The 24,934-nt window shown below is 70.5% G+C and carries 22 protein-coding genes; 18 read left to right on the forward strand and 4 right to left on the reverse strand.

Going from position 1 to position 24,934, the window contains the following annotated elements; translation table 11 throughout:
* The first annotated feature begins 3 nt into the window (after positions 1 to 3).
* From murF to ACIQRW_RS12595, 12 genes are all read left to right on the forward strand, one after another.
* Positions 4 to 1,425, forward strand: coding sequence for a UDP-N-acetylmuramoyl-tripeptide--D-alanyl-D-alanine ligase (gene murF, locus ACIQRW_RS12540; protein WP_215111059.1), 1,422 nt, complete (start codon positions 4 to 6; stop codon positions 1,423 to 1,425).
* Positions 1,422 to 2,492: a phospho-N-acetylmuramoyl-pentapeptide-transferase gene (gene mraY, locus ACIQRW_RS12545; protein ID WP_403758100.1), complete on the forward strand. Its 1,071-nt coding sequence runs from the start codon at positions 1,422 to 1,424 to the stop codon at positions 2,490 to 2,492. Before murF ends, mraY begins: the two co-directional genes overlap by 4 nt.
* Positions 2,474 to 3,919 carry a UDP-N-acetylmuramoyl-L-alanine--D-glutamate ligase gene (gene murD, locus ACIQRW_RS12550; protein ID WP_403758103.1) on the forward strand — a complete coding sequence of 482 codons (1,446 nt, stop codon included), beginning with the start codon at positions 2,474 to 2,476 and terminating at the stop codon, positions 3,917 to 3,919. The genes mraY and murD overlap by 19 nt, the downstream gene beginning before the upstream one ends.
* Positions 3,920 to 3,984: 65 nt before the next feature.
* The gene (ftsW, locus tag ACIQRW_RS12555) at positions 3,985 to 5,430 is read left to right on the forward strand and encodes a putative lipid II flippase FtsW (protein WP_403758106.1); all 1,446 of its coding nucleotides are present in this window, start codon (positions 3,985 to 3,987) and stop codon (positions 5,428 to 5,430) included.
* A 6-nt stretch (positions 5,431 to 5,436) separates the two neighbouring features.
* A complete protein-coding gene (gene murG / locus ACIQRW_RS12560) occupies positions 5,437 to 6,525 on the forward strand; it encodes an undecaprenyldiphospho-muramoylpentapeptide beta-N-acetylglucosaminyltransferase (protein WP_403758109.1) in 1,089 nt (362 codons plus the stop codon).
* A 62-nt stretch (positions 6,526 to 6,587) separates the two neighbouring features.
* Complete coding sequence (locus tag ACIQRW_RS12565; RefSeq protein ID WP_403758112.1) at positions 6,588 to 7,382, forward strand: cell division protein FtsQ/DivIB; 795 nt, start codon at positions 6,588 to 6,590, stop codon at positions 7,380 to 7,382.
* Between the two features lie 276 nt (positions 7,383 to 7,658).
* The gene (gene ftsZ / locus ACIQRW_RS12570) at positions 7,659 to 8,882 is read left to right on the forward strand and encodes a cell division protein FtsZ (protein ID WP_403758115.1); all 1,224 of its coding nucleotides are present in this window, start codon (positions 7,659 to 7,661) and stop codon (positions 8,880 to 8,882) included.
* The gene (pgeF, locus tag ACIQRW_RS12575; RefSeq protein WP_403758118.1) at positions 8,879 to 9,619 is read left to right on the forward strand and encodes a peptidoglycan editing factor PgeF; all 741 of its coding nucleotides are present in this window, start codon (positions 8,879 to 8,881) and stop codon (positions 9,617 to 9,619) included. The genes ftsZ and pgeF overlap by 4 nt, the downstream gene beginning before the upstream one ends.
* 6 nt (positions 9,620 to 9,625) lie before the next feature.
* Positions 9,626 to 10,345 carry a YggS family pyridoxal phosphate-dependent enzyme gene (locus ACIQRW_RS12580; protein ID WP_403758121.1) on the forward strand — a complete coding sequence of 240 codons (720 nt, stop codon included), beginning with the start codon at positions 9,626 to 9,628 and terminating at the stop codon, positions 10,343 to 10,345.
* 125 nt (positions 10,346 to 10,470) lie between these two features.
* Positions 10,471 to 11,100, forward strand: a complete 630-nt coding sequence (locus ACIQRW_RS12585) for a cell division protein SepF (protein ID WP_274029587.1) — start codon at positions 10,471 to 10,473, stop codon at positions 11,098 to 11,100.
* Positions 11,101 to 11,191: 91 nt separating this feature from the next.
* Positions 11,192 to 11,476, forward strand: a complete 285-nt coding sequence (locus ACIQRW_RS12590; RefSeq protein ID WP_006123846.1) for a YggT family protein — start codon at positions 11,192 to 11,194, stop codon at positions 11,474 to 11,476.
* A gap of 49 nt (positions 11,477 to 11,525) precedes the next feature.
* Complete coding sequence (locus ACIQRW_RS12595; RefSeq protein ID WP_403758124.1) at positions 11,526 to 12,677, forward strand: DivIVA domain-containing protein; 1,152 nt, start codon at positions 11,526 to 11,528, stop codon at positions 12,675 to 12,677.
* A gap of 407 nt (positions 12,678 to 13,084) precedes the next feature.
* Here the strand turns inward: ACIQRW_RS12595 and ileS are convergent, their stop codons facing one another.
* Entirely contained in the window at positions 13,085 to 16,228 is a 3,144-nt protein-coding gene (gene ileS / locus ACIQRW_RS12600) for an isoleucine--tRNA ligase (protein ID WP_403758127.1), read from the reverse strand.
* Positions 16,229 to 16,790: 562 nt separating this feature from the next.
* Here ileS and ACIQRW_RS12605 point away from each other — a divergent pair.
* The 5 genes from ACIQRW_RS12605 (at position 16,791) to ACIQRW_RS12625 (ending at position 21,353) form a co-directional block, all read left to right on the forward strand.
* The gene (locus ACIQRW_RS12605) at positions 16,791 to 17,522 is read left to right on the forward strand and encodes a TraR/DksA family transcriptional regulator (protein ID WP_403758129.1); all 732 of its coding nucleotides are present in this window, start codon (positions 16,791 to 16,793) and stop codon (positions 17,520 to 17,522) included.
* Positions 17,523 to 17,580: 58 nt separating this feature from the next.
* On the forward strand, positions 17,581 to 18,171 hold the full coding sequence (lspA, locus tag ACIQRW_RS12610) for a signal peptidase II (RefSeq protein ID WP_403758132.1): 591 nt from the start codon (positions 17,581 to 17,583) through the stop codon (positions 18,169 to 18,171).
* 62 nt (positions 18,172 to 18,233) lie between these two features.
* Positions 18,234 to 19,175 (forward strand): RluA family pseudouridine synthase, encoded by a 942-nt coding sequence (locus tag ACIQRW_RS12615; protein ID WP_392952756.1) that lies wholly within the window; start codon positions 18,234 to 18,236, stop codon positions 19,173 to 19,175.
* Positions 19,172 to 19,657, forward strand: a complete 486-nt coding sequence (locus ACIQRW_RS12620) for a GNAT family N-acetyltransferase (RefSeq protein ID WP_403758135.1) — start codon at positions 19,172 to 19,174, stop codon at positions 19,655 to 19,657. The genes ACIQRW_RS12615 and ACIQRW_RS12620 overlap by 4 nt, the downstream gene beginning before the upstream one ends.
* A 109-nt stretch (positions 19,658 to 19,766) precedes the next feature.
* A complete protein-coding gene (locus ACIQRW_RS12625) occupies positions 19,767 to 21,353 on the forward strand; it encodes a Na+/H+ antiporter (protein WP_403758138.1) in 1,587 nt (528 codons plus the stop codon).
* A gap of 19 nt (positions 21,354 to 21,372) precedes the next feature.
* Here ACIQRW_RS12625 and ACIQRW_RS12630 read toward each other — a convergent pair whose 3' ends face one another.
* Entirely contained in the window at positions 21,373 to 22,521 is a 1,149-nt protein-coding gene (locus ACIQRW_RS12630; protein WP_403758141.1) for a mechanosensitive ion channel family protein, read from the reverse strand.
* Between the two features lie 49 nt (positions 22,522 to 22,570).
* On the opposite strand from ACIQRW_RS12630, the gene ACIQRW_RS12635 reads away from it, so the two are divergent.
* A complete protein-coding gene (locus tag ACIQRW_RS12635; RefSeq protein WP_403758144.1) occupies positions 22,571 to 23,149 on the forward strand; it encodes a dienelactone hydrolase family protein in 579 nt (192 codons plus the stop codon).
* A 124-nt stretch (positions 23,150 to 23,273) separates the two neighbouring features.
* On the opposite strand, the gene ACIQRW_RS12640 is transcribed toward ACIQRW_RS12635, so the two are convergent.
* A complete protein-coding gene (locus ACIQRW_RS12640) occupies positions 23,274 to 24,089 on the reverse strand; it encodes a DsbA family protein (RefSeq protein ID WP_403758147.1) in 816 nt (271 codons plus the stop codon).
* Positions 24,090 to 24,155: 66 nt separating this feature from the next.
* Positions 24,156 to 24,881, reverse strand: a complete 726-nt coding sequence (locus ACIQRW_RS12645) for a hypothetical protein (RefSeq protein WP_403758150.1) — start codon at positions 24,879 to 24,881, stop codon at positions 24,156 to 24,158.
* Between the last annotated feature and the right edge of the window lie 53 nt (positions 24,882 to 24,934).

Here is a 24,934-nt window from a genome sequence, read left to right on the forward strand (position 1 = left end):
CAAGTGATCACCCTTTCCCTCGCCGAGATCGCCGAAATCGTCGGCGGGCAGTCGTACGACATACCGGATCCGGCAGTCACCGTGACCGGACCCGTCGTCATCGACTCCCGCGAGGTCGCGCCAGGCAGCCTGTTCGCCGCGTTCGCCGGCGAACGGGTCGACGGCCACGACTACGCCCGGCGCGCCGTCGAGGCGGGTGCCGCGGCCGTACTGGCGGCCCGCCCCGTCGGCGTTCCGGCGATCGTCGTGGACGATGTCGTCGGCGCGCTCGGAGCCCTCGCCCGTGCCGTGGTGGAACGCCTCGGCACCACCGTCGTCGGACTCACCGGATCCGCCGGCAAGACGTCCACCAAGGACCTGATCGCGCAGCTCCTCCAGCGCAAGGGGCCGACCGTCTGGACGCCCGGCTCCCTCAACAACGAGATCGGCCTGCCGGTCACAGCGCTGACCGCCACCGCCGAGACCGAGCACCTGGTCCTGGAGATGGGGGCCCGCGGCGTCGGCCACATCCACTACCTGGCCAACCTCACCCCGCCCCGCATCGGCCTCGTCCTGAACGTCGGCTCCGCGCACCTCGGCGAGTTCGGCAGCCGGGAGGCCATCGCCCAGGCCAAGGGCGAGCTGGTCGAGGTCCTGCCCGAGGACGGCTGCGCCGTGCTCAACGCGGACGACCCGCTCGTCCGCGCCATGGCCTCGCGCACCAAGGCCCGCGTCCTGCTCTTCGGAGAAGCCCCGGAAGCGGACGTACGGGGCGAGAAGGTCAGGATGACCGCCGACGGACGGCCCGCCTTCGAGCTCCACACACCCACCGGGTGCAGCGACGTGACCATGCGCCTGTACGGTGAGCACCACGTGTCGAACGCGCTCGCCGCGGCCGCCGTCGCCCATGAGTTGGGCATGTCCGTGACCGAGATCGCCGAGGCGCTCTCGGAGGCGGGCACCCTCTCCCGCTGGCGCATGGAGGTCACCGAGCGTCCGGACGGTGTGACGGTCGTCAACGACGCCTACAACGCGAACCCCGAATCCATGAGAGCCGCACTGCGTGCGCTGGCTGCCATGGGCCAGGCCCGAGGGGCCGACGGGGGACGTACCTGGGCGGTGCTCGGTCAGATGGCCGAGCTCGGTGACGCGTCGCTCGCCGAGCACGACGCGGTCGGACGGCTCGCCGTCCGGCTCAACGTCAGCAAGCTCGTCGCTGTCGGGGGGAGAGAAGCCTCCTGGCTGCAACTGGGCGCATATAACGAGGGTTCGTGGGGTGAGGAGTCGGTGCACGTGTCCGACGCACAGGCGGCCGTCGACCTGTTGCGCAGTGAACTGCGCCCGGGAGACGTCGTGCTGGTGAAGGCGTCCCGGTCGGTCGGCCTGGAGAAGGTCGCCCTGGCACTGCTGGAGAACTCGACCGAGGGCGAGGTCGCCGGCCGATGAGGCAGATCCTCTTCGCGGGGGCCATCGGGCTCTTTCTGACCCTGGTCGGTACTCCGCTGCTGATCAAGCTGCTGGCCCGCAAGGGATACGGGCAGTTCATCCGGGACGACGGCCCGCGCACGCACGGCAGCAAGCAGGGCACGCCCACGATGGGCGGCATCGCCTTCATCATGGCGACGATCATCGCGTACCTCCTCGCGAAGGTCATCACGGGTGAGGACATCCGCTACTCCGGCGTTCTCGTGCTGTTCCTCATGGCGGGAATGGGCCTCGTCGGGTTCCTCGACGACTACATCAAGATCGTCAAGCAGCGTTCGCTCGGTCTGCGGGCCAAGGCGAAGATGGCGGGACAGCTGATCGTCGGTATCGCCTTCGCGGTGCTCTCGCTCCAGTTCCCCAACTCCATGGACTACACCCCGGCCTCAACCCGGCTCTCGTTCGTCGAGGACTTCGGCTGGTCGATCGGCCCGGTGCTGTTCTGCGTCTGGGCGCTGTTCATGATCCTCGCCATGTCCAACGGCGTGAACCTCACCGACGGTCTCGACGGGCTGGCCACCGGCGCCTCCGTGATGGTCTTCGGCGCCTACACCTTCATCGGCCTCTGGCAGTTCCAGGAGTCCTGCGCCAACGCGGACAACCTGACCAACCCGAGCGCCTGTTACGAGGTGCGCGACCCGCTCGACCTCGCCGTCGTCGCCGCCGCCCTGATGGGCGCCTGCTTCGGCTTCCTGTGGTGGAACACCTCGCCCGCCAAGATCTTCATGGGCGACACCGGCTCGCTCGCCCTCGGCGGTGCGCTCGCGGGTCTCGCGATCCTGTCCCGCACCGAGTTCCTCCTCGCCATCCTCGGCGGCCTCTTCGTGATGATCACCATGTCCGTGGTCATCCAGGTCGGTTCGTTCAAGATGACCGGCAAGCGAGTGTTCCGGATGGCGCCGCTCCAGCACCACTTCGAACTCAAGGGGTGGTCCGAAGTCCTTGTCGTGGTCCGCTTCTGGATCATCCAGGGCATGTGCGTGATCGTCGGCCTCGGCCTCTTCTACGCGGGATGGGCAGCCAAGAAGTGAGCAGCACCGTGGACTGGCAGGGCAAGCACGTCACCGTCGCCGGGCTCGGCGTCAGCGGGATCCCCGCGGCCCGCGCCCTGCACGAGCGCGGCGCGCTCGTCACCGTCGTCAACGACGGCGACGACGAGCGCGCCCGCGCGCAGGCGGCCGAACTGGAGGCGCTCGGCATCACCGTGCGCCTCGGCGACGGCGCGACCCTGCCGCCGTCCACGGAACTCGTCGTCACCGCCCCCGGCTGGCAGCCGGACAAGCCGCTCTTCCTGGCTGCCGCCGAGGCGGGCGTCCCGGTCTGGGGCGACGTCGAACTGGCCTGGCGACTGCGCGGGACCAACGGCCGCGAGGCCGCCCCCTGGCTCGCGGTCACCGGCACCAACGGCAAGACCACGACCGTACGGATGCTGGCCTCGATCCTTCAGGCCGCGGGCCTGCGCACCGCGGCCGTCGGCAACATCGGCGTATCGCTGCTGGACGCGGTGCTCGGGGAGACCGAGTACGACGTCCTCGCCGTCGAACTCTCCAGCTACCAGCTGCACTGGGCGCCCTCGCTGCGCGCCCACTCCGCCGCCGTCCTCAACCTGGCCCCGGACCACCTCGACTGGCACGGCTCGATGGAGGCGTACGCCGCCGACAAGGGCCGCGTCTACGAGGGCAACACGGTCGCCTGCGTCTACAACGCGGCCGACCCGGCCACCGAGGACCTGGTGCGCGAGGCGGACGTCGAAGAGGGCTGCCGAGCCATCGGCTTCACCCTCGGCGCCCCCGGCCCCTCGCAGCTCGGCGTCGTCGACGGCATTCTCGTCGACCGGGCGTTCGTCGCCAACCGCCAGAAGCAGGCCCAGGAACTGGCCGAGGTCACCGACGTCAATCCGCCGGCCCCGCACAACATCGCCAACGCCCTCGCGGCCGCCGCCCTCGCCCGCGCCTTCGGCGTGGAACCGGCCGCGGTCCGGGACGGACTGCGCGCCTTCCGGCCGGACGCCCACCGCATCGAACACGTCGCGGACATCGGCGAAGTCCGTTACGTGGACGACTCCAAGGCCACCAACACCCATGCCACCGAGGCCTCCCTCGCCGCCTACGACTCCATCGTCTGGATCGCGGGCGGACTGGCGAAGGGCGCCACGTTCGACGAGCTGGTCACCGGCGCGGCGAAGCGGCTGCGCGGGGTCGTGCTGATCGGCGCCGACCGGGCACTGATCCACGAAGCCCTGACGCGACACGCCCCCGAAGTCCCGGTGGTCGACCTCGACCGGACCGACACTGGGGCGATGTCCGAAGCGGTCGGGCGGGCGGCCGAGCTCGCCCGGCCGGGCGATACGGTACTGCTGGCCCCGGCCTGTGCCTCGATGGACATGTTCACCAACTACAACAAGCGGGGCGAGGCGTTCGCGGACGCGGTCCGCGCACGCGCCGACGAGAGCGCCTGACCGACCGGGCCTCCGCGCCCGGGGTTCACGGGCCCCGGGCACGAGCAGTGGAGGGGACAGCGACAATGCCGGCCGACGAGAGATTCGCCGTACGCCGGGACCGCGCAAGGACCTCGGTTCCCCGCCCCCTCACCGCGACACCCGCCCCCTCCGGAGTAGCGCTGCCTCCCGGACTCGCCCTGCGCGGACGCCTCGCCACCGGAGCCCGGCGTCCCGAGACACCCCGCGGCTCCGGACGCGGCGGCTCGGCGCCCCGCCCCCCGCGCACCGGGCGCGGCGGTGGACCCCGCCGTACCTACGAGCGGGCACGGCGGGCCTGGGACCGCCCCCTGACCGCCTACTACGTGATCCTCGGCTCCAGCCTCCTGATCACCGTGCTGGGCCTGGTGATGGTCTACTCCGCCTCGATGATCAAGGCGCTGGACATCAGCAAGCCCTCGACCTACTTCTTCGGCAAGCAGTTCCTCGCCGCCGTCATCGGTGGCGCGCTGATGCTGCTCGCCGCCCGGATGCCGGTGAAGCTCCACCGGGCGCTGGCCTACCCGATACTGATGGTCACCGTCTTCCTGATGGTCCTGGTCCAGGTGCCGGGGATAGGGATGTCGGTCAACGGCAACCAGAACTGGCTCTACCTGGGCGGCCCGTTCCAGCTCCAGCCCAGCGAGTTCGGCAAGCTGGCCCTCATCCTGTGGGGGGCGGACCTGCTGGCCCGCAAGCAGGACAAGCGGTTGCTGACGCAGTGGAAGCACATGCTGGTGCCGCTCGTGCCGGTCGCGTTCATGCTGCTCGGGCTGATCATGCTCGGCGGCGACATGGGAACCGCGATCATTCTCACGGCGATCCTGTTCGGTCTGCTCTGGCTGGCGGGCGCCCCCACCCGGCTGTTCGCCGGGGTGCTCGGCTTCGCCGCCGTCATCGCGTTCCTGCTGATCAGGACCAGCCCCAACCGGATGTCCCGGCTCGCCTGCATGGGGGTGAGCGAACCCGATCCGGAGGGCGGTTGCTGGCAGGCCGCACACGGGATCTATGCTCTGGCGTCCGGCGGATGGTTCGGTTCCGGACTGGGTGCGAGTGTGGAAAAATGGGGTCAACTCCCGGAACCGCACACCGACTTCATCTTCGCCATCACCGGTGAGGAACTGGGGCTGGCGGGGACGCTGTCCGTGCTCGCCCTGTTCGCGGCTCTAGGCTATGCGGGTATCCGCGTGGCCGGACGCACGGAGGACCCCTTCGTGAGGTTTGCCGCGGGAGGCGTGACCACGTGGATCACGGCCCAGGCCGTGATCAACATCGGTGCGGTGCTCGGCCTGTTGCCGATCGCCGGGGTTCCGCTCCCGCTGTTCTCCTACGGGGGGTCGGCCCTGCTGCCGACGATGTTCGCGGTCGGGCTGATGATCGCCTTCGCACGGGAGGACCCAGCCGCCAAGGCGGCCCTGGCCACGCGGAAGCCCGGGGTGAGATGGAAGACGATGAGACGGCGCGTCAAGAAGCGTCCGTCCGGAGAGCGGTGAATTTCGGTGCATGTCGTACTCGCCGGCGGGGGGACCGCCGGACACATCGAGCCCGCGCTTGCCCTCGCAGACGCCCTGCGCAGGCAGGACCCGACCGTGGGAATCACTGCCCTCGGCACGGAACGCGGACTGGAGACCAGGCTCGTGCCCGAGCGGGGGTACGAGCTGGCGCTCATTCCCGCCGTGCCACTGCCCCGTAAGCCCACACCCGAACTGATCACCGTCCCGGGCCGACTGCGCGGCACCATCAAGGCCGCCGAGCAGATCCTGTTGCGCACCAAGGCGGACTGCGTGGTCGGCTTCGGCGGCTACGTCGCACTGCCCGGCTATCTGGCGGCCAAGCGGGCCGGTGTGCCGATCGTGGTCCACGAGGCCAACGCCCGCCCGGGCCTGGCCAACAAGATCGGTTCGCGGTACGCCCACGGGGTCGCCGTCTCCACGCCCGACAGCAAGCTGCGCGGCGCCCGCTACATCGGCATCCCGCTGCGCCGCACCATCGCCACCCTGGACCGCGCCCGGGTCCGCCCGGAGGCCCGCGCCTCCTTCGGCCTCGACCCCAACCTGCCCACGCTGCTGGTCTCCGGCGGCTCACAGGGCGCGCGGCACCTCAACGAGGTGGTCCAGCGGGTCGCGCCGCTGCTTCAGCGCTCCGGGATCCAGATCCTCCATGTGGTCGGCCCGAAGAACGAATTGCCGCGCATCGACAACATGCCCGGGATGCCGCCCTACATCCCGGTACCGTACGTGGACCGGATGGACCTTGCGTACGCCGCGGCCGACATGATGCTCTGTCGCGCGGGCGCGATGACCGTCGCCGAACTCTCCGCCGTCGGGCTCCCCGCCGCCTACGTCCCGCTGCCCATCGGCAACGGCGAACAGCGGCTCAACGCCCAGCCGGTGGTCAACGCCGGCGGCGGCCTGCTGGTGGACGACGCGGCGCTCACCCCGGAGTGGGTGCAGGGCAACGTCCTGCCGGTACTGTCGGACCCCCACCGGCTGTACGAAATGTCCCGCGCCGCGGCCGAGTTCGGCCGGCGCGACGCCGACGACCTGCTCGTCGGCATGGTGTACGAAGCGATTGCCGCGCGCCGCTAGGCGCCCGGCGCGATGCGGTGCGGACCCGGGGCGGGTGCCCCGGGTCCGTCGAAGGAGCGAGCGTGGCCGGACCGACGACCGCCCAGCGCGGCGCACCCGGGCGGGCGGACGCCTCCGCCGGCCCGCCGCACAGCGGCCCCGAGGGGCCCCGGATCGGGCGCCGCACTCTGCTGATCCTGATCGGCGTCGCGGTCGCCCTCCTCACCGCGTTCGTGATCTGGGTGCTCTACGGCTCCTCCTGGCTCCGCGTCGAGAAGGTCAGCACGAGCGGCGTCGAGGTCCTGACCCGCGAGGAAGTGGAAGCGGTTGCCGCCACACCGATCGGCGCTCCGCTGGTCTCCGTGGACACCGATGCCATGGAGCGCCGGTTGCGCCAGAAGTTGCCTCGTATCGACACAGTTGATGTCGTTCGGTCCTGGCCGGACGGCATCGGCCTTAAGGTGACCGAACGGAAGCCGGTCCTGCTGGTCGAAAAGGGCGGCGCGTTCGTGGAAGTGGATGCCGAGGGCGTGCGCTTCGCCACCGTGGAGAAGGCGCCGAAGGGCGTGCCCCTGCTGGAGCTGACTCCCGAACCGTCCGCGAGCCTTCGCCGCTTCGGGGGTGACGGTCTGTTGCGGGAAGCGGTCCGGGTCGCCGGCGACCTTCCGGCAGGTGTGGCCGAGGACACCGAGGTCGTACGGGTCACCTCGTACGACGCGATCTCCTTGCGGCTCACCCGGGATCGTGTGGTGACCTGGGGGAGTGGGGAAGACGGGCCGGTGAAGGCGCGCGTCCTCGCCGCACTCATGAAAGCGGCCCCCAAATCGGAACAGTTCGACGTAAGTGCTCCCACCGCCCCGGCGGTATCGGTGAGTTGACGGGTATTTGTGCTGGCCAGCACCCTGGTTGGTCAGCGCTACGGGTGATCACATAGGGTGAAAAGAAAAACGGGAGGTTCGGCGTGTTCGTTGAACGTGCGCCACTTGTCGACTTAGTGTCCTGTTCGGAAGAGTCCAGGAAGCAGACACACTGGTAACCCTAAACTTCAACGTTAGGGTTTGGGTCGGCGTTCGGACCGTCCCCATCGACATCAGTCGTCGCCGCGGGGCTACCGCAGAGCGACGACACGTAACTCGAGGCGAGAGGCCTTCGACGTGGCAGCACCGCAGAACTACCTCGCAGTCATCAAGGTCATCGGTGTCGGCGGCGGTGGTGTCAATGCCATCAACCGAATGATCGAGGTCGGTCTCAAGGGCGTCGAGTTCATCGCGATCAACACGGACGCACAAGCCCTGTTGATGAGCGACGCCGACGTCAAGCTCGACGTCGGCCGCGAACTCACCCGGGGCCTCGGCGCCGGGGCGAACCCGGCCGTCGGTCGTAAGGCGGCAGAGGACCACCGTGAGGAGATCGAGGAGGTCCTCAAGGGGGCCGACATGGTCTTCGTCACCGCCGGAGAGGGCGGCGGCACCGGCACCGGCGGCGCACCCGTCGTCGCCAACATCGCGCGCTCGCTCGGCGCCCTGACGATCGGAGTGGTCACCCGCCCGTTCACCTTCGAGGGCCGACGACGCGCGAACCAGGCGGAGGACGGCATCGCCGAACTCCGCGAAGAGGTCGACACCCTCATCGTCATTCCCAACGACCGCCTGCTGTCCATCTCGGACCGCCAGGTCAGCGTGCTCGACGCGTTCAAGTCGGCCGACCAGGTGCTGCTCTCGGGTGTCCAGGGCATCACCGACCTCATCACCACCCCGGGTCTGATCAACCTCGACTTCGCCGACGTCAAGTCGGTCATGTCCGAGGCCGGATCGGCGCTCATGGGCATCGGCTCGGCGCGCGGCGACGACCGCGCGGTGGCGGCTGCGGAGATGGCGATCTCCTCGCCCCTCCTGGAAGCCTCCATCGACGGCGCCCGCGGTGTCCTCCTCTCCATCTCCGGCGGCAGCGACCTCGGTCTCTTCGAGATCAACGAGGCCGCCCAGCTGGTGAGCGAGGCCGCGCACCCCGAGGCCAACATCATCTTCGGCGCCGTCATCGACGACGCCCTGGGCGACGAGGTGCGGGTCACCGTGATCGCGGCGGGATTCGACGGCGGACAGCCGCCTGCCCGCCGTGAGAACGTCCTCGGCGCGAACAGCAACAAGCGCGAGGAGCCGGCCGCTCCGGCCAGGTCCTCCGCCGAGTCCACGCGCCCGACGGGCGGACTCGGTTCCGTACCTCCGCGCGAGGAGAGCCCGGCTCCGGCCGAGCCCGCCCCCGCGTCGGCTTCGAGTGAGAGCGCGCTCGGGCCGGTCTCGCCGCCGCACGTCCCGCCGGCCCGTCCCTACCAGGACACCCAGGCCGAAGAGCTGGATGTTCCGGACTTCTTGAAGTGATAGGTCAGCACCGGGCGGCACCCGTCACGGGCAGCGCTCATTTCGCCTTCACCGACCGGTGGGGCGGAGTGAGCGCCGCTCCGTACGGTGAGCTCAACCTCGGCGGCGCGGTCGGCGACGACCCCGCCGCCGTCGGCGCGAACCGGGAGCGCGCGGCCCGTCGCCTCGGCCTCGACCCGGCCCACGTCGTCTGGATGAACCAGGTGCACGGCCGGGACGTCGCGGTGGTGGACGGACCCTGGGGCGCGGACGCGGAGATTCCGGCCGTGGACGCGGTGGTGACCGCCCGGCGCGGACTGGCGCTCGCGGTCCTCACCGCCGACTGCACTCCCGTTCTTCTCGCCGACCCGGTCGCCGGGGTCGTCGGGGCGGCGCACGCCGGGCGGCCGGGACTGGTCGCCGGAGTCGTTCCGGCGGTGGTCGAGGCCATGGTCGCGCTCGGCGCACACCCCTCCCGGATCACCGCGCACACCGGGCCGGCCGTCTGCGGACGGTGTTACGAAGTGCCGGAGGCGATGCGGGCCGAGGTCGCCGACGCCGTTTCCGGCACTTGGTCCGAGACCAGCTGGGGAACCCCGGCGGTCGACGTCACCGGCGGAGTCCACGCCCAGCTCACCGCCCTCGGTGTCACGGACCGGCACTCCTCGCCGTACTGCACCTTGGAATCGGGCGACCACTTCTCGTACCGCCGCGACCGCACCACCGGGCGGCTCGCCGGATATGTCTGGTTGGACTGATAGGGCATGACGGACCGTAAGGCTGAACTCGCCGCGAATCTGGCACAGGTGGAGGAAAGGATCGTCTCCTCCTGCGCCGCGGCCGGACGCAAGCGCGAGGAAGTGACCCTGATCGTGGTCACCAAGACCTACCCCGCGAGCGATGTGCGGATCCTGCATGAACTCGGTGTGCGCCATGTCGCGGAGAATCGTGACCAGGACGCCGCCCCCAAAGCCACCGCTTGTGCGGATCTTTCGCTGACATGGCACTTTGTCGGACAATTGCAGACGAACAAGGTTCGTTCTGTGACCAGTTATGCCGGTGTCGTGCAGTCGGTGGACCGCGCCAAGCTGGTCACCGCCCTCTCCGCCGCCGCGGTGCGCGGGGAGCGTGAACTCGGCTGCCTGATCCAGGTCGCCCTGGACGCGGAGAGCGGTGAGCGCGGTGAGCGCGGCGGCGTCGCGCCGGACGGGGTCGAGGAGTTGGCGGCCGTGATCGGCGCGGCTCCCGGACTGCGGCTCGACGGACTGATGACCGTGGCACCGCTGGCCGGGGAGTACGCCGGCCGGCAACGGGCCGCGTTCGACCGGCTGATGGAAATCTCATCCAGCCTGCGCGCAGGTCATCCGGCTGCGAACATGGTCTCCGCAGGTATGAGCGGGGACCTGGAGGGCGCGGTGGCGGCCGGAGCGACACATGTACGCGTCGGTACGGCGGTACTCGGAGTCCGACCCCGGCTCGGGTAACGTCGCGAAGCAAGTCGGACCACAGCAGAAAATATGGTCATTACCGCTCACAGCGGGCAGACCACAGTGGATCGCGGGCACTTGGTGACGAATGCCGATCCACCACAGAGCGGAGGACTCGGAGCATGGCCGGCGCGATGCGCAAGATGGCGGTCTACCTCGGCCTCGTGGAGGACGATGGGTACGACGGTCCGGGGTTCGACCCCGATGACGAATTCGAACCTGAGCCGGAGCCGGAGCGTGACCGGCGGCGGCATCAGCCCCCACACCAGGCGGAGCGGGAACGCGAGCGCGAGCGCGAAAGGGACGAACCGGTGCGAGTGGTGCAACCGCCCGCCCAGCGCGAGCCGGTTCAGCTCCCCGCGGAAAGCGTGCGACCCGCCCGGATCGCCCCCGTGGCATCCATCACACCTGAACGCCCGAACATGGAGAAGAACGCACCGGTGATCATGCCCAAGGTCGTGTCCGAGCGGGAGCCGTACCGCATCACCACGCTGCACCCCAGGACCTACAACGAGGCCCGTACCATCGGGGAACACTTCCGTGAGGGCACTCCGGTGATCATGAATCTCACGGAGATGGACGACACGGACGCGAAGCGACTTGTCGACTTTGCCGCGGGACTCGTCTTCGGTCTCCATGGCAGCATTGAACGCGTGACGCAGAAGGTGTTCCTGTTGTCGCCTGCTAACGTCGATGTCACGGCGGAGGACAAGGCCCGCATCGCAGAGGGCGGATTCTTCAACCAGAGCTGAGAACACGACACCGGGAACAACCCGGCCGAGAGGCCGGTGCCGGCCACGAGGCCGGAGCTGACGAGAGCCAGGGGAGAGGGAACCGCGGGACATGGGCGTCGCACTGGATGTGGTCTATATCGCGCTGATGTGTTTCCTCATCGTGCTGATCTTCCGGCTGGTCATGGACTACGTCTTCCAGTTCGCACGTTCATGGCAACCCGGCAAGGCGATGGTGGTCGTACTTGAGGCCACCTACACAGTCACCGATCCACCGCTCAAGCTTCTGCGGCGGTTCATTCCGCCGCTGCGTCTCGGGGGCGTGGCACTCGACCTGTCCTTCTTCGTTCTGATGATCATCGTCTACATCCTGATCAGCGTTGTGGTCAGGTTGTGAGCGATACGGTCTTGCCGACTGCCGACGACTACGTAGAGGTGAAGAAGAGATGCCGTTGACCCCCGAGGACGTGCGGAACAAGCAGTTCACGACCGTCCGCCTCCGAGAAGGCTATGACGAGGACGAGGTCGATGCCTTTCTCGACGAGGTCGAATCGGAGCTGACCCGTCTGCTCCGTGAGAACGAGGACCTGCGCGCCAAGCTGGCCGCCGCGACGCGTGCCGCCGCGCAGAACCAGCAGCAGCAACAGCAGCAGGGTATGCGCAAGCCTCCGGAGCAGCAGGATCGCCCGGGTGCGCCCGTTCCCGCCGCCATATCAGGACCGCCGCAGCAGCAGCAGCCCCCGCAGATGGGTCCGCCCCAGCTGCCCGTTGGCGCGCCGCAGCTGCCCGCAGGTCCCAGTGGCCACGGCCCCCAGGGTGGCCATGGTCCCGGTCCGCAGGGCCCGCACGGCCCCGGCCCGATGCAGGGCGGCCCCATGGGTGGCCCGATGGGCGGCCCCATGGGCCAGCACCCCCAGCAGCAGCAGATGCAGCAGATGCAGCCGCCGCAGATGCAGCAGCAGCAGGGCCCCGGTGGCGACAGCGCCGCCCGTGTCCTCTCGCTCGCACAGCAGACCGCCGACCAGGCGATCGCGGAGGCCCGTTCCGAGGCCAACAAGATCGTCGGCGAGGCGCGCAGCCGTGCCGAGGGCCTGGAGCGCGACGCGCGTGCCAAGGCCGACGCCCTGGAGCGGGACGCGCAGGAGAAGCACCGCGTGGCGATGGGCTCGCTGGAGTCGGCCCGCGCGACGCTGGAGCGCAAGGTCGAGGACCTGCGTGGCTTCGAGCGCGAGTACCGCACGCGGCTGAAGTCCTACCTGGAGAGCCAGCTGCGTCAGCTGGAGACCCAGGCGGACGACTCGCTCGCCCCGCCGCGGACTCCGGCAGCGGCTTCGCTGCCGCCGTCCCCCTCGCTGGCCCCGGCCGGTGCGGGTGCGATGGGTCACTCCATGGGCGGCTCCAACCACGGTGGCCACGGCGGCCAGCAGATGGGTGGCGGCCCGTCCACGATGGGCGGCGCGCCGTCCTACGGTGGCCAGCAGCAGATGTCGCCCGCGATGACGCAGCCGATGGCGCCGGTGCGGCCGCAGGCGCCGCAGCCGATGCAGCAGGCGCCTTCGCCGATGCGTGGGTTCCTGATCGACGAGGACGACAACTGAGCGGTTCGCGCTCGCTGAGCGCGTAGCCGTCGGCAGGCAGAGGGCCGGGCCCCGGGGTTTCCCCGGGGCCCGGCCCTCTGGCGTGGGCTCGGCCGCGTCTGGCGGTGCGGTGCGGGTGGGGCGCCTGCGGCGGGCGGTTCCCCGCCCCGCCCCTTCCCGAAACCAGGGCTCCGCCCCGGGCCCCTCTGCCCTCAAGCGCCGGGCGGGCTTGGAATTCGGGGCTCCGCCCCGGACCCCGCTCCTCAAACGCCGGAGGGGCTGGAGGGGCGCCGGACGGGCTGCGTACTCCAGCCCGTCCGGCGATTGAGGACATCTTTCAGCCTCGCCGGCGTTTGAGGCGCGGGGGTACGCGGAAGGGCCCGCCGGAAATCCGTTCCGGCGGGCCCTTCCGGTCCTGCGGGCTACCGCTACCGCTTCCGCAGGCGGAACGTCAGCTCCAGGCCCTCGTCCGTGAACACCTCGCCGTACGTCTCGTCCGCCTCGCCCTCCGCGTAGTCCAGGGCGAGCACCTCCTCGGAGATCAGCGGGGTGTGCTCGGTGAGGGCTTCCACCGTTGCCGGGGACGTCGAGGTCCAGCGGACGGCGATGCGGTCCGCGACGTCCAGGCCGCTGTTCTTGCGGGCCTCCTGGATCAGGCGGATCGCGTCACGGGCCAGGCCCGCGCGGCGCAGTTCCGGGGTGATCTCCAGGTCCAGGGCGACCGTCGCGCCCGAGTCCGAGGCGACCGACCAGCCCTCGCGCGGGGTCTCCGTGATGATGACCTCGTCGGGGGAGAGGGTGATCTGCTCGCCGTCGACCTCCACCGATGCCGTGCCCTCGCGCAGGGCCAGGGACAGCGCGGCCGCGTCCGTGTTCGCCACCGCCTTGGCCACCGCCTGGACGCCCTTGCCGAACCGCTTGCCCAGGGCGCGGAAGTTGGCCTTCGCCGTCGTGTCGACCAGGGAGCCGCCCACCTCCGAGAGCGAGGCCAGCGACGTGACGTTCAGCTCCTCCGTGATCTGGGCGCGCAGTTCGGGGGAAAGGGCCCCGAAGCCCGTCGCCGCCACCAGCGCACGCGACAGGGGCTGACGGGTCTTCACGCCCGACTCGGCGCGCGTGGCCCGGCCCAGCTCCACCAGGCGGCGCACCAGCGCCATCTGGGAGGAGAGGGTGGGGTCGATCGCCGTCAGGTCCGGCTTCGGCCAGGTGGACAGGTGGACCGACTCCGGGGCGTCCGGGGTCACCGGCGCGACCAGGTCCTGCCAGACCCGCTCGGTGATGAACGGGGTCAGCGGGGCCATCAGCCGGGTCACCGTCTCGACGGCCTCGTGCAGCGTGCGCAGCGCCGCCTTGTCGCCCTGCCAGAAGCGGCGGCGCGAGCGACGTACGTACCAGTTGGAGAGGTCGTCCACGAACGCCGAGAGCAGCTTGCCGGCGCGCTGGGTGTCGTAGCCGTCCATCGCGACGGTCATCTGGTCGACCAGCGCGTTCAGTTCGCTCAGCAGCCAGCGGTCCAGGACCGTGCGGTCCTCCGGGGCCGGGTCGGCCTCGGAGGGTGCCCAGCCCGATGTGCGCGCGTACAGGGCCTGGAAGGCGACCGTGTTCCAGTAGGTGAGGAGCGTCTTGCGGACGACCTCCTGGATCGTGCCGTGGCCCACGCGCCGTGCCGCCCACGGGGAGCCGCCGGCCGCCATGAACCACCGCACCGCGTCCGCCCCGTGCTGGTCCATCAGCGGGATCGGCTGGAGGATGTTCCCCAGGTGCTTGGACATCTTGCGGCCGTCCTCGGCGAGGATGTGGCCCAGGCAGACGACGTTCTCGTAACTCGACTTGTCGAAGACCAGGGTGCCCACCGCCATCAGCGTGTAGAACCAGCCGCGGGTCTGGTCGATGGCCTCCGAGATGAACTGCGCCGGGTAGCGGCTCTCGAAGACCTCCTTGTTCTTGTACGGGTAGCCCCACTGCGCGAACGGCATCGAACCCGAGTCGTACCAGGCGTCGATGACCTCCGGGACGCGGTACGCCTCCAGCTGGCAGTTCTCGTGCGAGCAGGTGAAGGTGATCTCGTCGATGAACGGGCGGTGGGGGTCAAGACCTGATTGGTCGGTGCCCGTGAGTTCCGTCAGCTCGGCGCGTGAGCCCACGCAGGTGAGGTGGTTGTCCTCGCAGCGCCAGATCGGCAGCGGCGTGCCCCAGTAGCGGTTGCGGGAGAGCGCCCAGTCGACGTTGTTGTTCAGCCAGTCGCCGAAGCGGCCGTTCTTGACCGAGTCCGGGAACCAGTTGGTCTTCTCGTTCTCCTGGAGGAGCCGGTCCTTGATCGCCGTCGTCCTGATGTACCAGGAGGGCTGCGCGTAGTAGAGCAGCGCCGTGTGGCAGCGCCAGCAGTGCGGGTAGCTGTGCTCGTAGGGGACGTGACGGAAGAGCTTGCCGCGTGCGTCCAGGTCCGCGGTGAGCGCCTCGTCGGCCTTCTTGAAGAAGACACCGCCGACCAGGGGGAGATCCTCCTCGAAGGTGCCGTCCGGGCGGACCGGGTTGACCACCGGGAGGCCGTACGCACGGCAGACCACGAGGTCGTCGGCGCCGAACGCGGGGGACTGGTGGACCAGACCCGTACCGTCCTCGGTCGTCACGTACTCGGCGTTCACCACGTAGTGGGCTTCCGCGGGGAAGTCGACCAGGGCGAAGGGGCGCTCGTAGTTCCAGCGCTCCATCTCCGCGCCGGTGAACGACTGGCCCGTCACCTCCCAGCCCTCGCCGAGGGCCTTCTCCAGGAGCGGTTCGGCGACGACGAGCTTCTCCTCGCCGTTCGTCGCGACGACGTAGCGGACCTCGGGGTGGGCGGCGACCGCCGTGTTGGAGACCAGCGTCCAGGGGGTGGTCGTCCAGACCAGGAGGGCCGCCTCGCCGGCCAGCGGACCGGAGGTGAGCGGGAAGCGGACGAAGACCGAGGGGTCGACGACCGTCTCGTAGCCCTGGGCCAGCTCGTGGTCGGACAGGCCGGTGCCGCAACGCGGGCACCAGGGGGCGACGCGGTGGTCCTGGACCAGCAGGTCCTTGTTGAAGATCTCCTTGAGTGACCACCACACGGAGTCCACGTACTCCGGGTCCATCGTGCGGTACGCGTCGTCCAGGTCGACCCAGTAGCCCATGCGGGTCGTGAGCTCGGCGAACGCGTCGGTGTGCCGGGTCACCGACTCACGGCACTTGGCGTTGAACTCGGCGATGCCGAACGCCTCGATGTCCTTCTTGCCGTTGAAGCCCAGTTCCTTCTCCACCGCGAGCTCGACCGGCAGGCCGTGGCAGTCCCAGCCGGCCTTGCGGCCGACGTGGTAGCCCTGCATGGTGCGGAAGCGGGGGAAGACGTCCTTGAAGACGCGGGCCTCGATGTGGTGGGCGCCCGGCATGCCGTTGGCGGTGGGCGGACCCTCGTAGAAGACCCACTCGGGGCGGCCCTCGGACTGGTCGAGGCTCTTGGCGAAGACCTTGCTCTCGCGCCAGAAGTCGAGCACGGCGTGCTCGAGCGCGGGCAGGTCGACCTGGGCGGGTACCTGGCGGTACTGCGGCGATGTCATGTGCGGCTTCCTCCGGCGGACGTCTTCCACTTCCGTCGGAGGGACGAGAGCGTCTCGGCTCCCGCGGTACCACCCTCCTTGGCCCCGGGCGCAGCCCTTGGCCCCCTCATTGGGGTCGCGATGCCGGGTCTAGTGGCCTTGCGTCGGCGGGCGGGGCCCATCGGTCAAAGCGTTCTTCCGGCGGCTCCGGGGTGATCTTCACGGCGCGCTCGCCCCCGGGCTCCCACCGTCCCCGGGTCGCTACTGGCTGCGTACGACGCTACTCGTCCCATCAAAGCCTCTCGCCGGGCCCAGTGTACGGGCCCGTACGGGCGACGGCCGACCGGTTATCCGCGGCGCGTGGGCGTGACCCGAGTGGCGGGACGGGGTACAAGGACTTCCCGGCGGGGCCCGAGGGCCGGATTACCGGACGGGGAGCTGGGAACAACGGAGGCAGGCGCGCCACGACCGGGTACGGGGAGGGGCGAGAAGGCGGCGTGCCCCGTTGCCGCGGGGCTGGAGTCGATTTATCGTCCCAGCACGATTCGCGAGCAAGATCACAATATGTGAAGGGGCCGCGGCCATGGTGGCGAAGAAGACGGCGGAAGAGACCGCGGCCGAGCACGACGGCACCCACGAGTCGCCGGCCGAGCAGGCGTCCGCGCCCGCGAAGAGGACGGCGAAGAAGGCCGCCGCCAAGAAGGCGTCCGCCAAGAAGACAGCGGCGAAGAAAACCGCCGCCAAGAAGAGCACCGCCAAGAAGAGCGCGGCCAAGAAGGCCTCGGAAAAGGCCACGGAGGCGGCCCGGGCCGCCGATCAGACGGGAGCCCACACGGTGGTAGCCAAGAAGAGCGCGAGTCGTCACGCAGCAGGCGCACAGGCCACGGCCCCCGTGCCGCCGGCCCGCGCCGCCGCCCCCGGCGAGCTGGCCGTCCGGCCCGGGGAGGAGCCCTGGACGCCGGAGGAGGTCACCGAGGCGCGCACCCTGCTGACGAGCGAGACGCTGCGGCTCCGCAGCGAGCTGGAGGCCTCCGGCGCGGCGCTCGCCGGGCTGATGCGGGACTCCGGCGACGGCGCGGGCGACGACGAGGCCGACACCGGCACCAAGAACATCACCCGCGAGCACGAGCTGTCGCTGGCCGCCAACGCCCAGGAGATGCTGGAGCAGACCGAGCGGGCGCTTGCCCGGCTGGAGGCGGGGACGTACGGGCTCTGCGAGGTCTGCGGCAAACCGATCGGAAAGGCGCGCATGCAGGCCTTCCCCCGGGCCACGCTGTGCGTCGAGGACAAGCAGAAGCAGGAGCGGCGCGGCTGATCCGCACAGGTGTGTCGTACCCTCATCCTCAGGCAGGCACCTAGGTTGAGGGACTCACGTGGCAGAGGCGGAGCGCATCATCGGTACGCCGGAAAACCCCGAGGTCGACGGCACGGACGAAGGCGGCAGCACCGCGGCCGACGCGGCCGTGAACGCGGGCCGTGGCAAGCGCAAGATCCTCGCCCTTCTGAGCGTGGCCGTCGTGGCCTATCTGCTGGACCTGGGCACCAAGATGCTCGTGGTCGCGAAGCTGGAGCACCAGCCGCCGATCGACATCATCGGGGACTGGCTGCAGTTCCGGGCGATCCGGAACGCGGGCGCCGCGTTCGGGATCGGCGAGGCGTTCACGGTGATCTTCACCATCATCGCCACCGGAGTGATCGTCGTCATCTTCCGGATCGCCCGCAAGCTCTACAGCCTGCCGTGGGCCATCGCCCTGGGCCTCCTCCTGGGCGGTGCGCTCGGCAACCTCACCGACCGCATCTTCCGGGCGCCCGGCGTGTTCGAGGGCGCGGTGGTGGACTTCATCGCCCCCAAGAACTCCGCCGTCTTCAACCTCGCCGACTCCGCCATCGTGTGCGGCGGCATCCTCATCGTGATCCTCTCCTTCAAGGGCCTGGACCCCGACGGGACCGTGCACAAGGACTAGGCCTCTCGTCCGGGGGCGCCCGGGCTGCGCGGAGAGCGTTCCGCGCAAGGCATACTCGACAGGTGAGTACGCACCCCGAGATCCGCACCCTGCCCGTACCGGACGGCCTGGAAGGCGAGCGCGTCGACGCCGCCATCTCCCGGATGTTCGGTTTCTCCCGCACCAAGGCCGCCGAGCTGGCCGCAGCCGGGAAGGTCCAGGTGGACGGTTCGGTGGCCGGGAAGTCCGAGCGGGTCCACGGAGGCGCCTGGCTGGAAGTGGAGATGCCGGGGGCGCCCGCCCCCGTCCAGATCGTCGCCGAGCCCGTCGAGGGCATGGAGATCGTCCACGATGACGACGACATCGTCGTCATCATGAAGCCGGTCGGCGTCGCCGCCCACCCCAGCCCCGGCTGGACCGGCACCACCGTCATCGGCGGCCTCGCCGCCGCCGGCTACCGGATCTCGACGTCCGGCGCCGCCGAGCGCCAGGGCATCGTCCACCGCCTCGACGTCGGCACCTCCGGCCTGATGGTCGTCGCCAAGTCCGAGCGCGCCTACACCCTGCTCAAGGCCCAGTTCCGCGACCGGGTCGTCGACAAGAAGTACCACGCCCTCGTCCAGGGCCACCCGGACCCGATGAGCGGCACCATCGACGCCCCCATCGGGCGTCACCCCAACCACGACTACAAGTGGGCGGTCACCGCCGAGGGCAAGCCGTCGGTGACCCACTACGACCTGATCGAGGCCTACCGCGCCGCCAGCCTCCTCGACATCAAGCTGGAGACCGGCCGCACCCACCAGATCCGGGTCCACATGTCCGCCCACCGCCACCCCTGCGTCGGCGACCTCACCTACGGTGCGGACCCGACCCTGGCCAAGCGCCTCGGGCTGACCCGCCAGTGGCTGCACGCCGTGCGCCTGGGCTTCGAGCACCCGAGCGACGGCAGCTGGGTGGAGTTCGCCAGCACCTACCCGGCCGACCTCCAGCACGCACTCGACACCATCTCCGCGGAGAGTCAGTGACCGCCGTTCCCGCCCCGTACAGCACCCGCAGGGCCGTCGAGGAGAGCGACCTCCAAGCCTGCTTCCAGGTCCGCAAAGAGGTCTTCGTCGGCGAGCAGAACGTGCCCGAGGAGCTGGAGTACGACGCCCACGACGCGACCGCGGTGCATGTCCTGGCCGTCGCGGCGGACGGCACCGCCCTCGGCACGGGCCGGCTGCTGCACGGCGCCGACGCGGCCGGGAAGACCGGCGGCGACCCCGCCGTGGGCTCGCTGGGCCGGCTCGCCGTGAGCCGGGAGGCCCGTGGCCTCGGGGTCGGCGCCGCCCTCGTGCGGGCCATCGAGGACGAGGCGCGGACGCTGGGCCTGGCCGCCGTCGACCTGCACGCCCAGACGCACGCCCTCGGCTTCTACGAGCGGCTCGGATATGTCGCGTACGGCCCCGAGTTCCCCGACGCGGGCATGGAGCACCGGGCCATGCGGCGGGAGATCCGCCCGGCCTGAGCGCCGGTAGCGGGGGGTATCGGCCGAATCGCGCACCCCGCGTGGCAGGGTGGGAGCCCTGTTCGGCCGCTCGTGGTGTGCCGGACCCGCACGCTCCGGAAGGCACCTCGTGGAACAGATGTCCCTGCTGCTCCTGCTGCTGCTCGGAGCCGTGGTCACGGTGCCGCTCGGCGACCGGCTGGGGCTGCCCGCGCCGGTGCTGATGACCCTCATCGGCATCGCGATGGCCTTCATGCCGTTCGTGCCGAACGTCGACATCCCACCGGAGATCATCCTCCCCGCGCTGCTTCCGCCGCTGCTCTACGCCACCGTGCAGCGCACCTCCTGGCGGCAGTTCGCCGCCAACAGACGCCCGATCTTCCTGCTGGCCGTCGCCCTCGTCTTCGTCACCACCGCCGCCGTCGCCGCGGTCGCCAACTCGATCGTGCCGGGGCTGCCCATCGCCGCCGCCGTCGCCCTCGGCGCTCTCGTCGCCCCGCCCGATCCGGTCGCGGCGACGGCCGTGGCGGGCTCCGTGGGACTGCCGCGCCGGCTGGTGTCGATCCTGGAGGGCGAGGGGCTCTTCAACGACGTGACCGCCATCGTGCTTTACCACGTGGCCATCGCCGCCGCCGTCAGCGGCACCTTCTCGCTCCCCGAGGCCTTCGGACTGCTGGTCCTCTCCGCCGTCGTCGCGGTCGCCGTCGGCCTCGCGCTCGGCTGGCTCACCATCAAGCTGATGAACCTCCTGGGCGACGCCACCCTCCAGGTCGGGCTGACCCTGCTGGTGCCGTTCGTCGCCTACGTCCTCGCGGAGGAGCTGATGGGCTCCGGCGTGCTGGCCGTCCTGACCGTCGCGCTGTTCCTCGCCGAGCACACCGCCGACGCCGACGACGTGCTGGGCCGGCTCACCGGAGTCACGTTCTGGGACATCGTCGACACCCTGGTGACCGGCGTGGCCTTCGGCCTGATCGGCCTGGAGCTGCACAGCGTGTTCGGCACCGCCGACGGACACGCCCTGGAGATGGTCGGCTGGGGGCTCGCGATCGTCGCGGTCGTCGTCGGCGTACGGCTGCTGTACCTGCTGCCGGCGACCTGGCTGGCCAAGCGGCTCCACACCCGCCGCGACGTCAGCGAGGAGATCCCCACCAGCTGGCGGGAGACCGTCGTGATGTGGTGGGCCGGGATGCGCGGGGTGGCCTCGGTCGCCCTGGCGCTGGCGATCCCGCTGGAGACCGACGACGGGCAGCCCTTCCCCGGCCGTGACGAGATCATCTTCATCGCGTTCGCCGTGATCATGGCCACCCTCGTCTTCCAGGGGCTCACCCTGCCCTGGCTGGTGCGCAAGCTGAGGGTCCGGGCCGACACCGACGCCGAAGAGGCACTGGAGCGGGACCTCGCCGTCCGCGCCGCCAAGGCCGCCAAGTTCCGCCTCAAGGAGATCCAGGAGGTCGAGGAGTTCCCCGAGGAGGTCGTGGAGCGGCTCCAGCGCGCCGCGTACGACATCGGAGCCCGGATCAGCCCGGACATGGTCGACGAGGAGCGGCGCGAGGCCTACGCCCGGCGCGCGGAACGCTTCAAGGCGATCAGCCGTGTCCAGCGCGAGATGATGTCGGCCGCCCGCCACGAGGTGCTCTCCGCGCGCAGCGAGCCCGGCTCCGACCCGGAGGTCGTGGACCGGGTGCTGCGGTACCTGGACTTCCGCTCGCTGCGCTGAGGGCCGTCGCGGGGCAGCCTCAGCCGCGGCCCGTGCGCGGGGCCTTGGAGTCGTCCCCGTCGGAGGGCGCCGCCTTGTCGTGGCCCGCCCGGGTACCGGCGCCCGTCAGCTCCGCCCACTGCTCGCCCGGCGGCAGTACGGCGGGGCCGGTGGCGATCCGCGGCAGCGCGTACGGGTGGTGGTCGCGCAGCCAGCAGATCAGCTGCTCACGCACCGCGCAGCGCACCGTCCAGATGTCGTCCGCGTCCTTCGCCGTGACCACCGCCCGCACCTGGATCGTGGACGGCGTCGTGTCGGTGACGGCCAGCGACCAGTCGCGGCCGTCCCAGGCGGCGATGTCCCCGAGGAGGTCCCGCAGCTTCTCCCGCATCGCGGCGATCGGAGCGGAGTGGTCGAGGTGGAAGAAGACCGTGCCCGTCATCTGCACCCCGCCGCGCGACCAGTTCTCGAACGGCTGGCTGGTGAAGTACGAGACCGGCATCGTGATCCGCCGTTCGTCCCAGGTCCGTACCGCCAGGAACGTCAGCGTGATCTCGTCGATCGTGCCCCACTCGCCGTCCACCACCACGGTGTCGCCGAGCCGCACCATGTCGCCGAACGCGATCTGGAATCCGGCGAAGAGATTTCCGAGCGTCGACTGGGCGGCGACACCCGCGACGATGCCGAGCAGACCGGCCGAGGCGAGCATCGACGTGCCGACCGCCCGCATCGGCGGGAACGTCAGCAGCATCGCCGCGATGGCGACCACCGTCACCACCGCGATGACCACCCGCTGGATCAGCGTGACCTGCGTACGGACCCGGCGGACCCGGGCCGGGTCGCGGCTGCCCGTCGCGTACCGGGCGTAACTGGCCTCCACGACCGTCGCCGCGATCCGCACCACCAGCCAGGCGGACGCGCCGATCAGCACCAGGGTCAGCACCTGGCCGATTCCGGCGCGGTGGTCACGAATCCAGTCGATGCCCATCTGGCGGTAGCTGCTGCGCAGCAGCGCGGTGATGAGCACCACCTGCAGGGGAGGGCGGCAGCGCCGCAACAGCCCCCACAGCGGGGTCTCGTGGTGTCGGCTGTCGGCCCGCCGCAGCAGCCGGTCGACCAGCCAGCCGACGATCAGGGTGATCACCACGGAACCGCCGATGACGATCAGCGGGCGCAGCACGCTCTCCATTCCCTCGTCCTCCAAGCTGTAGGGCGGGCCCCAGGGCACAAATGGCACCATGGGCCTCATGAACATCATGCTTTTCCACTCGACGTACGGGCTCAGGCCCGCCGTGCACGCCGCGGCCGCGCGCCTCAGGGACGCCGGCCACGAGGTGCGCGTGCCCGATCTGTTCGAGGGGCACACCTTTGACACGGTGGAAGAGGGCATGGCCCACAAGGACGAGATCGGCAAGGAGGAGCTGCTGAAGCGCGCCGTGCTGGCCGCCGCGCCCTACTCCGACCAGGGGCTCGTCTACGCCGGCTTCTCCCTCGGGGCGGCGACCGCGCAGACCCTGGCGCTCGGTGACGCGAAGGCCCGCGGGCTGCTGCTGTTCCACGGCACCTCGGACATCGCCGAGAACGCCTCGGTGGACGAGCTCCCCGTGCAGCTGCACGTCGCGGACCCGGACCCCTTCGAGTCCCACGACTGGCTGAACAGCTGGTACCTCCAGATGCAGCGCACCGGCGCGGACGTCGAGGTCTACCGCTACCCCGGGGCCGGGCACCTGTTCACCGACCCCGATCTGCACGACTACGACCAGGCGGCCGCCGAGCAGACCTGGAAGGTCGCGCTCGGCTTCCTCGCCACCCTGTAGACCCGGCCGTCCCGTAGCCCTGGTCACCCTGGAGCCCTGGTCACCCTGGAGAAACGCGCGACACCCGGCGCGTCCGGGCGGTCGGCCCGCCCGGTGCGCCGGGTGTCACGGAAGGCGAAGGCCGTTACGCCTTGAGCGCCTTGTCGATGGCCTTCGTGAACTCGTCGGCCGTCATCGGGGCGTTCTCGCTGCCCTCGGCCGTGATCTTCTTGTCGTCCATCTTCAGCGTCGGTGTGCCCTGCACCCCGCTCTTGTCGAACGTCTTGGACATCTTCATGGCCCAGGCGTCGTACGTGCCGTCCTCGACGTCCTTCTGGAAGTCCTTGTTCCCCTTCAGCGCGTCGACCGAGTCCGCGACCTCGATGAGGTAGCTGTCCTTGGCGAACTTGTCGTCGCTCTCCTCGGGGTGGAACTTCGCCGAGTACAGCGCGGCCTTGTACTCCATGAACGCCTCGGGGCTCACGTCCAGCGCCGCACCGAGCGCGCTCAGGGCGTTCTTGGAGCCCTCGCCGTTGTCGGTGTTGTCGATGAAGGTCGCGCCGACGTACTTGACCTTGTACTTGCCGGCCTCGACGTCCTTCGAGACGGTCTCGCCGACGCCCTGCTCGAACGTGGCGCAGACCGGGCAGCGCGAGTCCTCGTACAGCTCCAGGGTCTTCTTCGCGCCCGACTCGCCGATCACCACGGTGGTGCCGTCGTCGCCCGAGGTGTTCTTCGGCGCGGTGACGTTCTTCGCGTCGGCGGCCGTCTCCCAGGCGTCCGGCTTGTTCAGCTGCATCACGCCGTAGCTGATGCCGCCGACCACGGCGAGGGCGGCGACGACCGAGACCGCCACGACGAGCTGCTTGCGGGTCTTGTCCTTCTTGGCCTGGGCCTCGCGCTCGGCGCGCAGCCGCTCGCGGGCCGCTGCCTTGTTCGCATGGGTGTTGCGCTTGCTCATGATCGTTCTCCGTGAGTACGTGTGTGGGGAGTGGGCGGGTGCTGCCGTCGTCGCGTGGCCGTGCCCTCAGGCGGCGGCGTACGTCGCGAGCGGCGGGCCCCTGCGTCCCACACAGTGCACGAGGAAGCGGGCGGTCAGCGGCGGGTGCGGACGCCCGGCGGGCCGGGAGGGACGGGCCGAGGCCCGGACGCCCGCGCGCACCACGGCGACCGCGACCAGCAGCGGCCGGAACGCCAGCAGGGCCGCCGCGCGCAGCAGCCCGGCCAGGGCCGCCTCGCCGCGTCGCAGCCAGGCCGCGGCGAGCAGCCCGACCGCCACATGGGCGACGAGCAGCAGCCAGGGCACGGCCGGTCCCGGCTGCGCCAGCAGCGCCGCCGCACGGTCGCCCGCACCGGCCACATCGGCCAGCGGGGTGCCCACCGCGCCGACGCCCGCGATCCGGGCCCCGCCCGCGCCGACCTCGCCGCCGCACAGGACGTCGAAGCCCACCGCGCGCAGCGTGCCCGCGACCGGGCCGCCTGCCGCCCCGTAACAGAGGTGCTGGCCCGTGGTGAAGAGCGTGTCGGCGGCCAGCTCCAGCGGGACCAGCAGGCCCGCGATCGCCCCGAAGCCGCGCTCCCGGCCGGCCAGCGCGTACGCCACCGCGAAGACCGCCGCGGCGAGCAGCGCGACCGCGGTCAGCGGCAGGGGGACCCGGGAGAGCAGCACATGGGACGCCGTGGACAAGGTGACGACGAGCGCGGTGAAGACCGCCGCGCGCGCGACCCTGAGCTGCGTCCCTGAGATGTCCATCGCCGGAAAGTGTGTCATGCGCCGAGGTAGGCGGACCTTAAAAGAGGCTGAGA

The organism is Streptomyces sp. NPDC091287 (assembly GCF_044768525.1).
GTDB lineage: Bacteria > Actinomycetota > Actinomycetes > Streptomycetales > Streptomycetaceae > Streptomyces.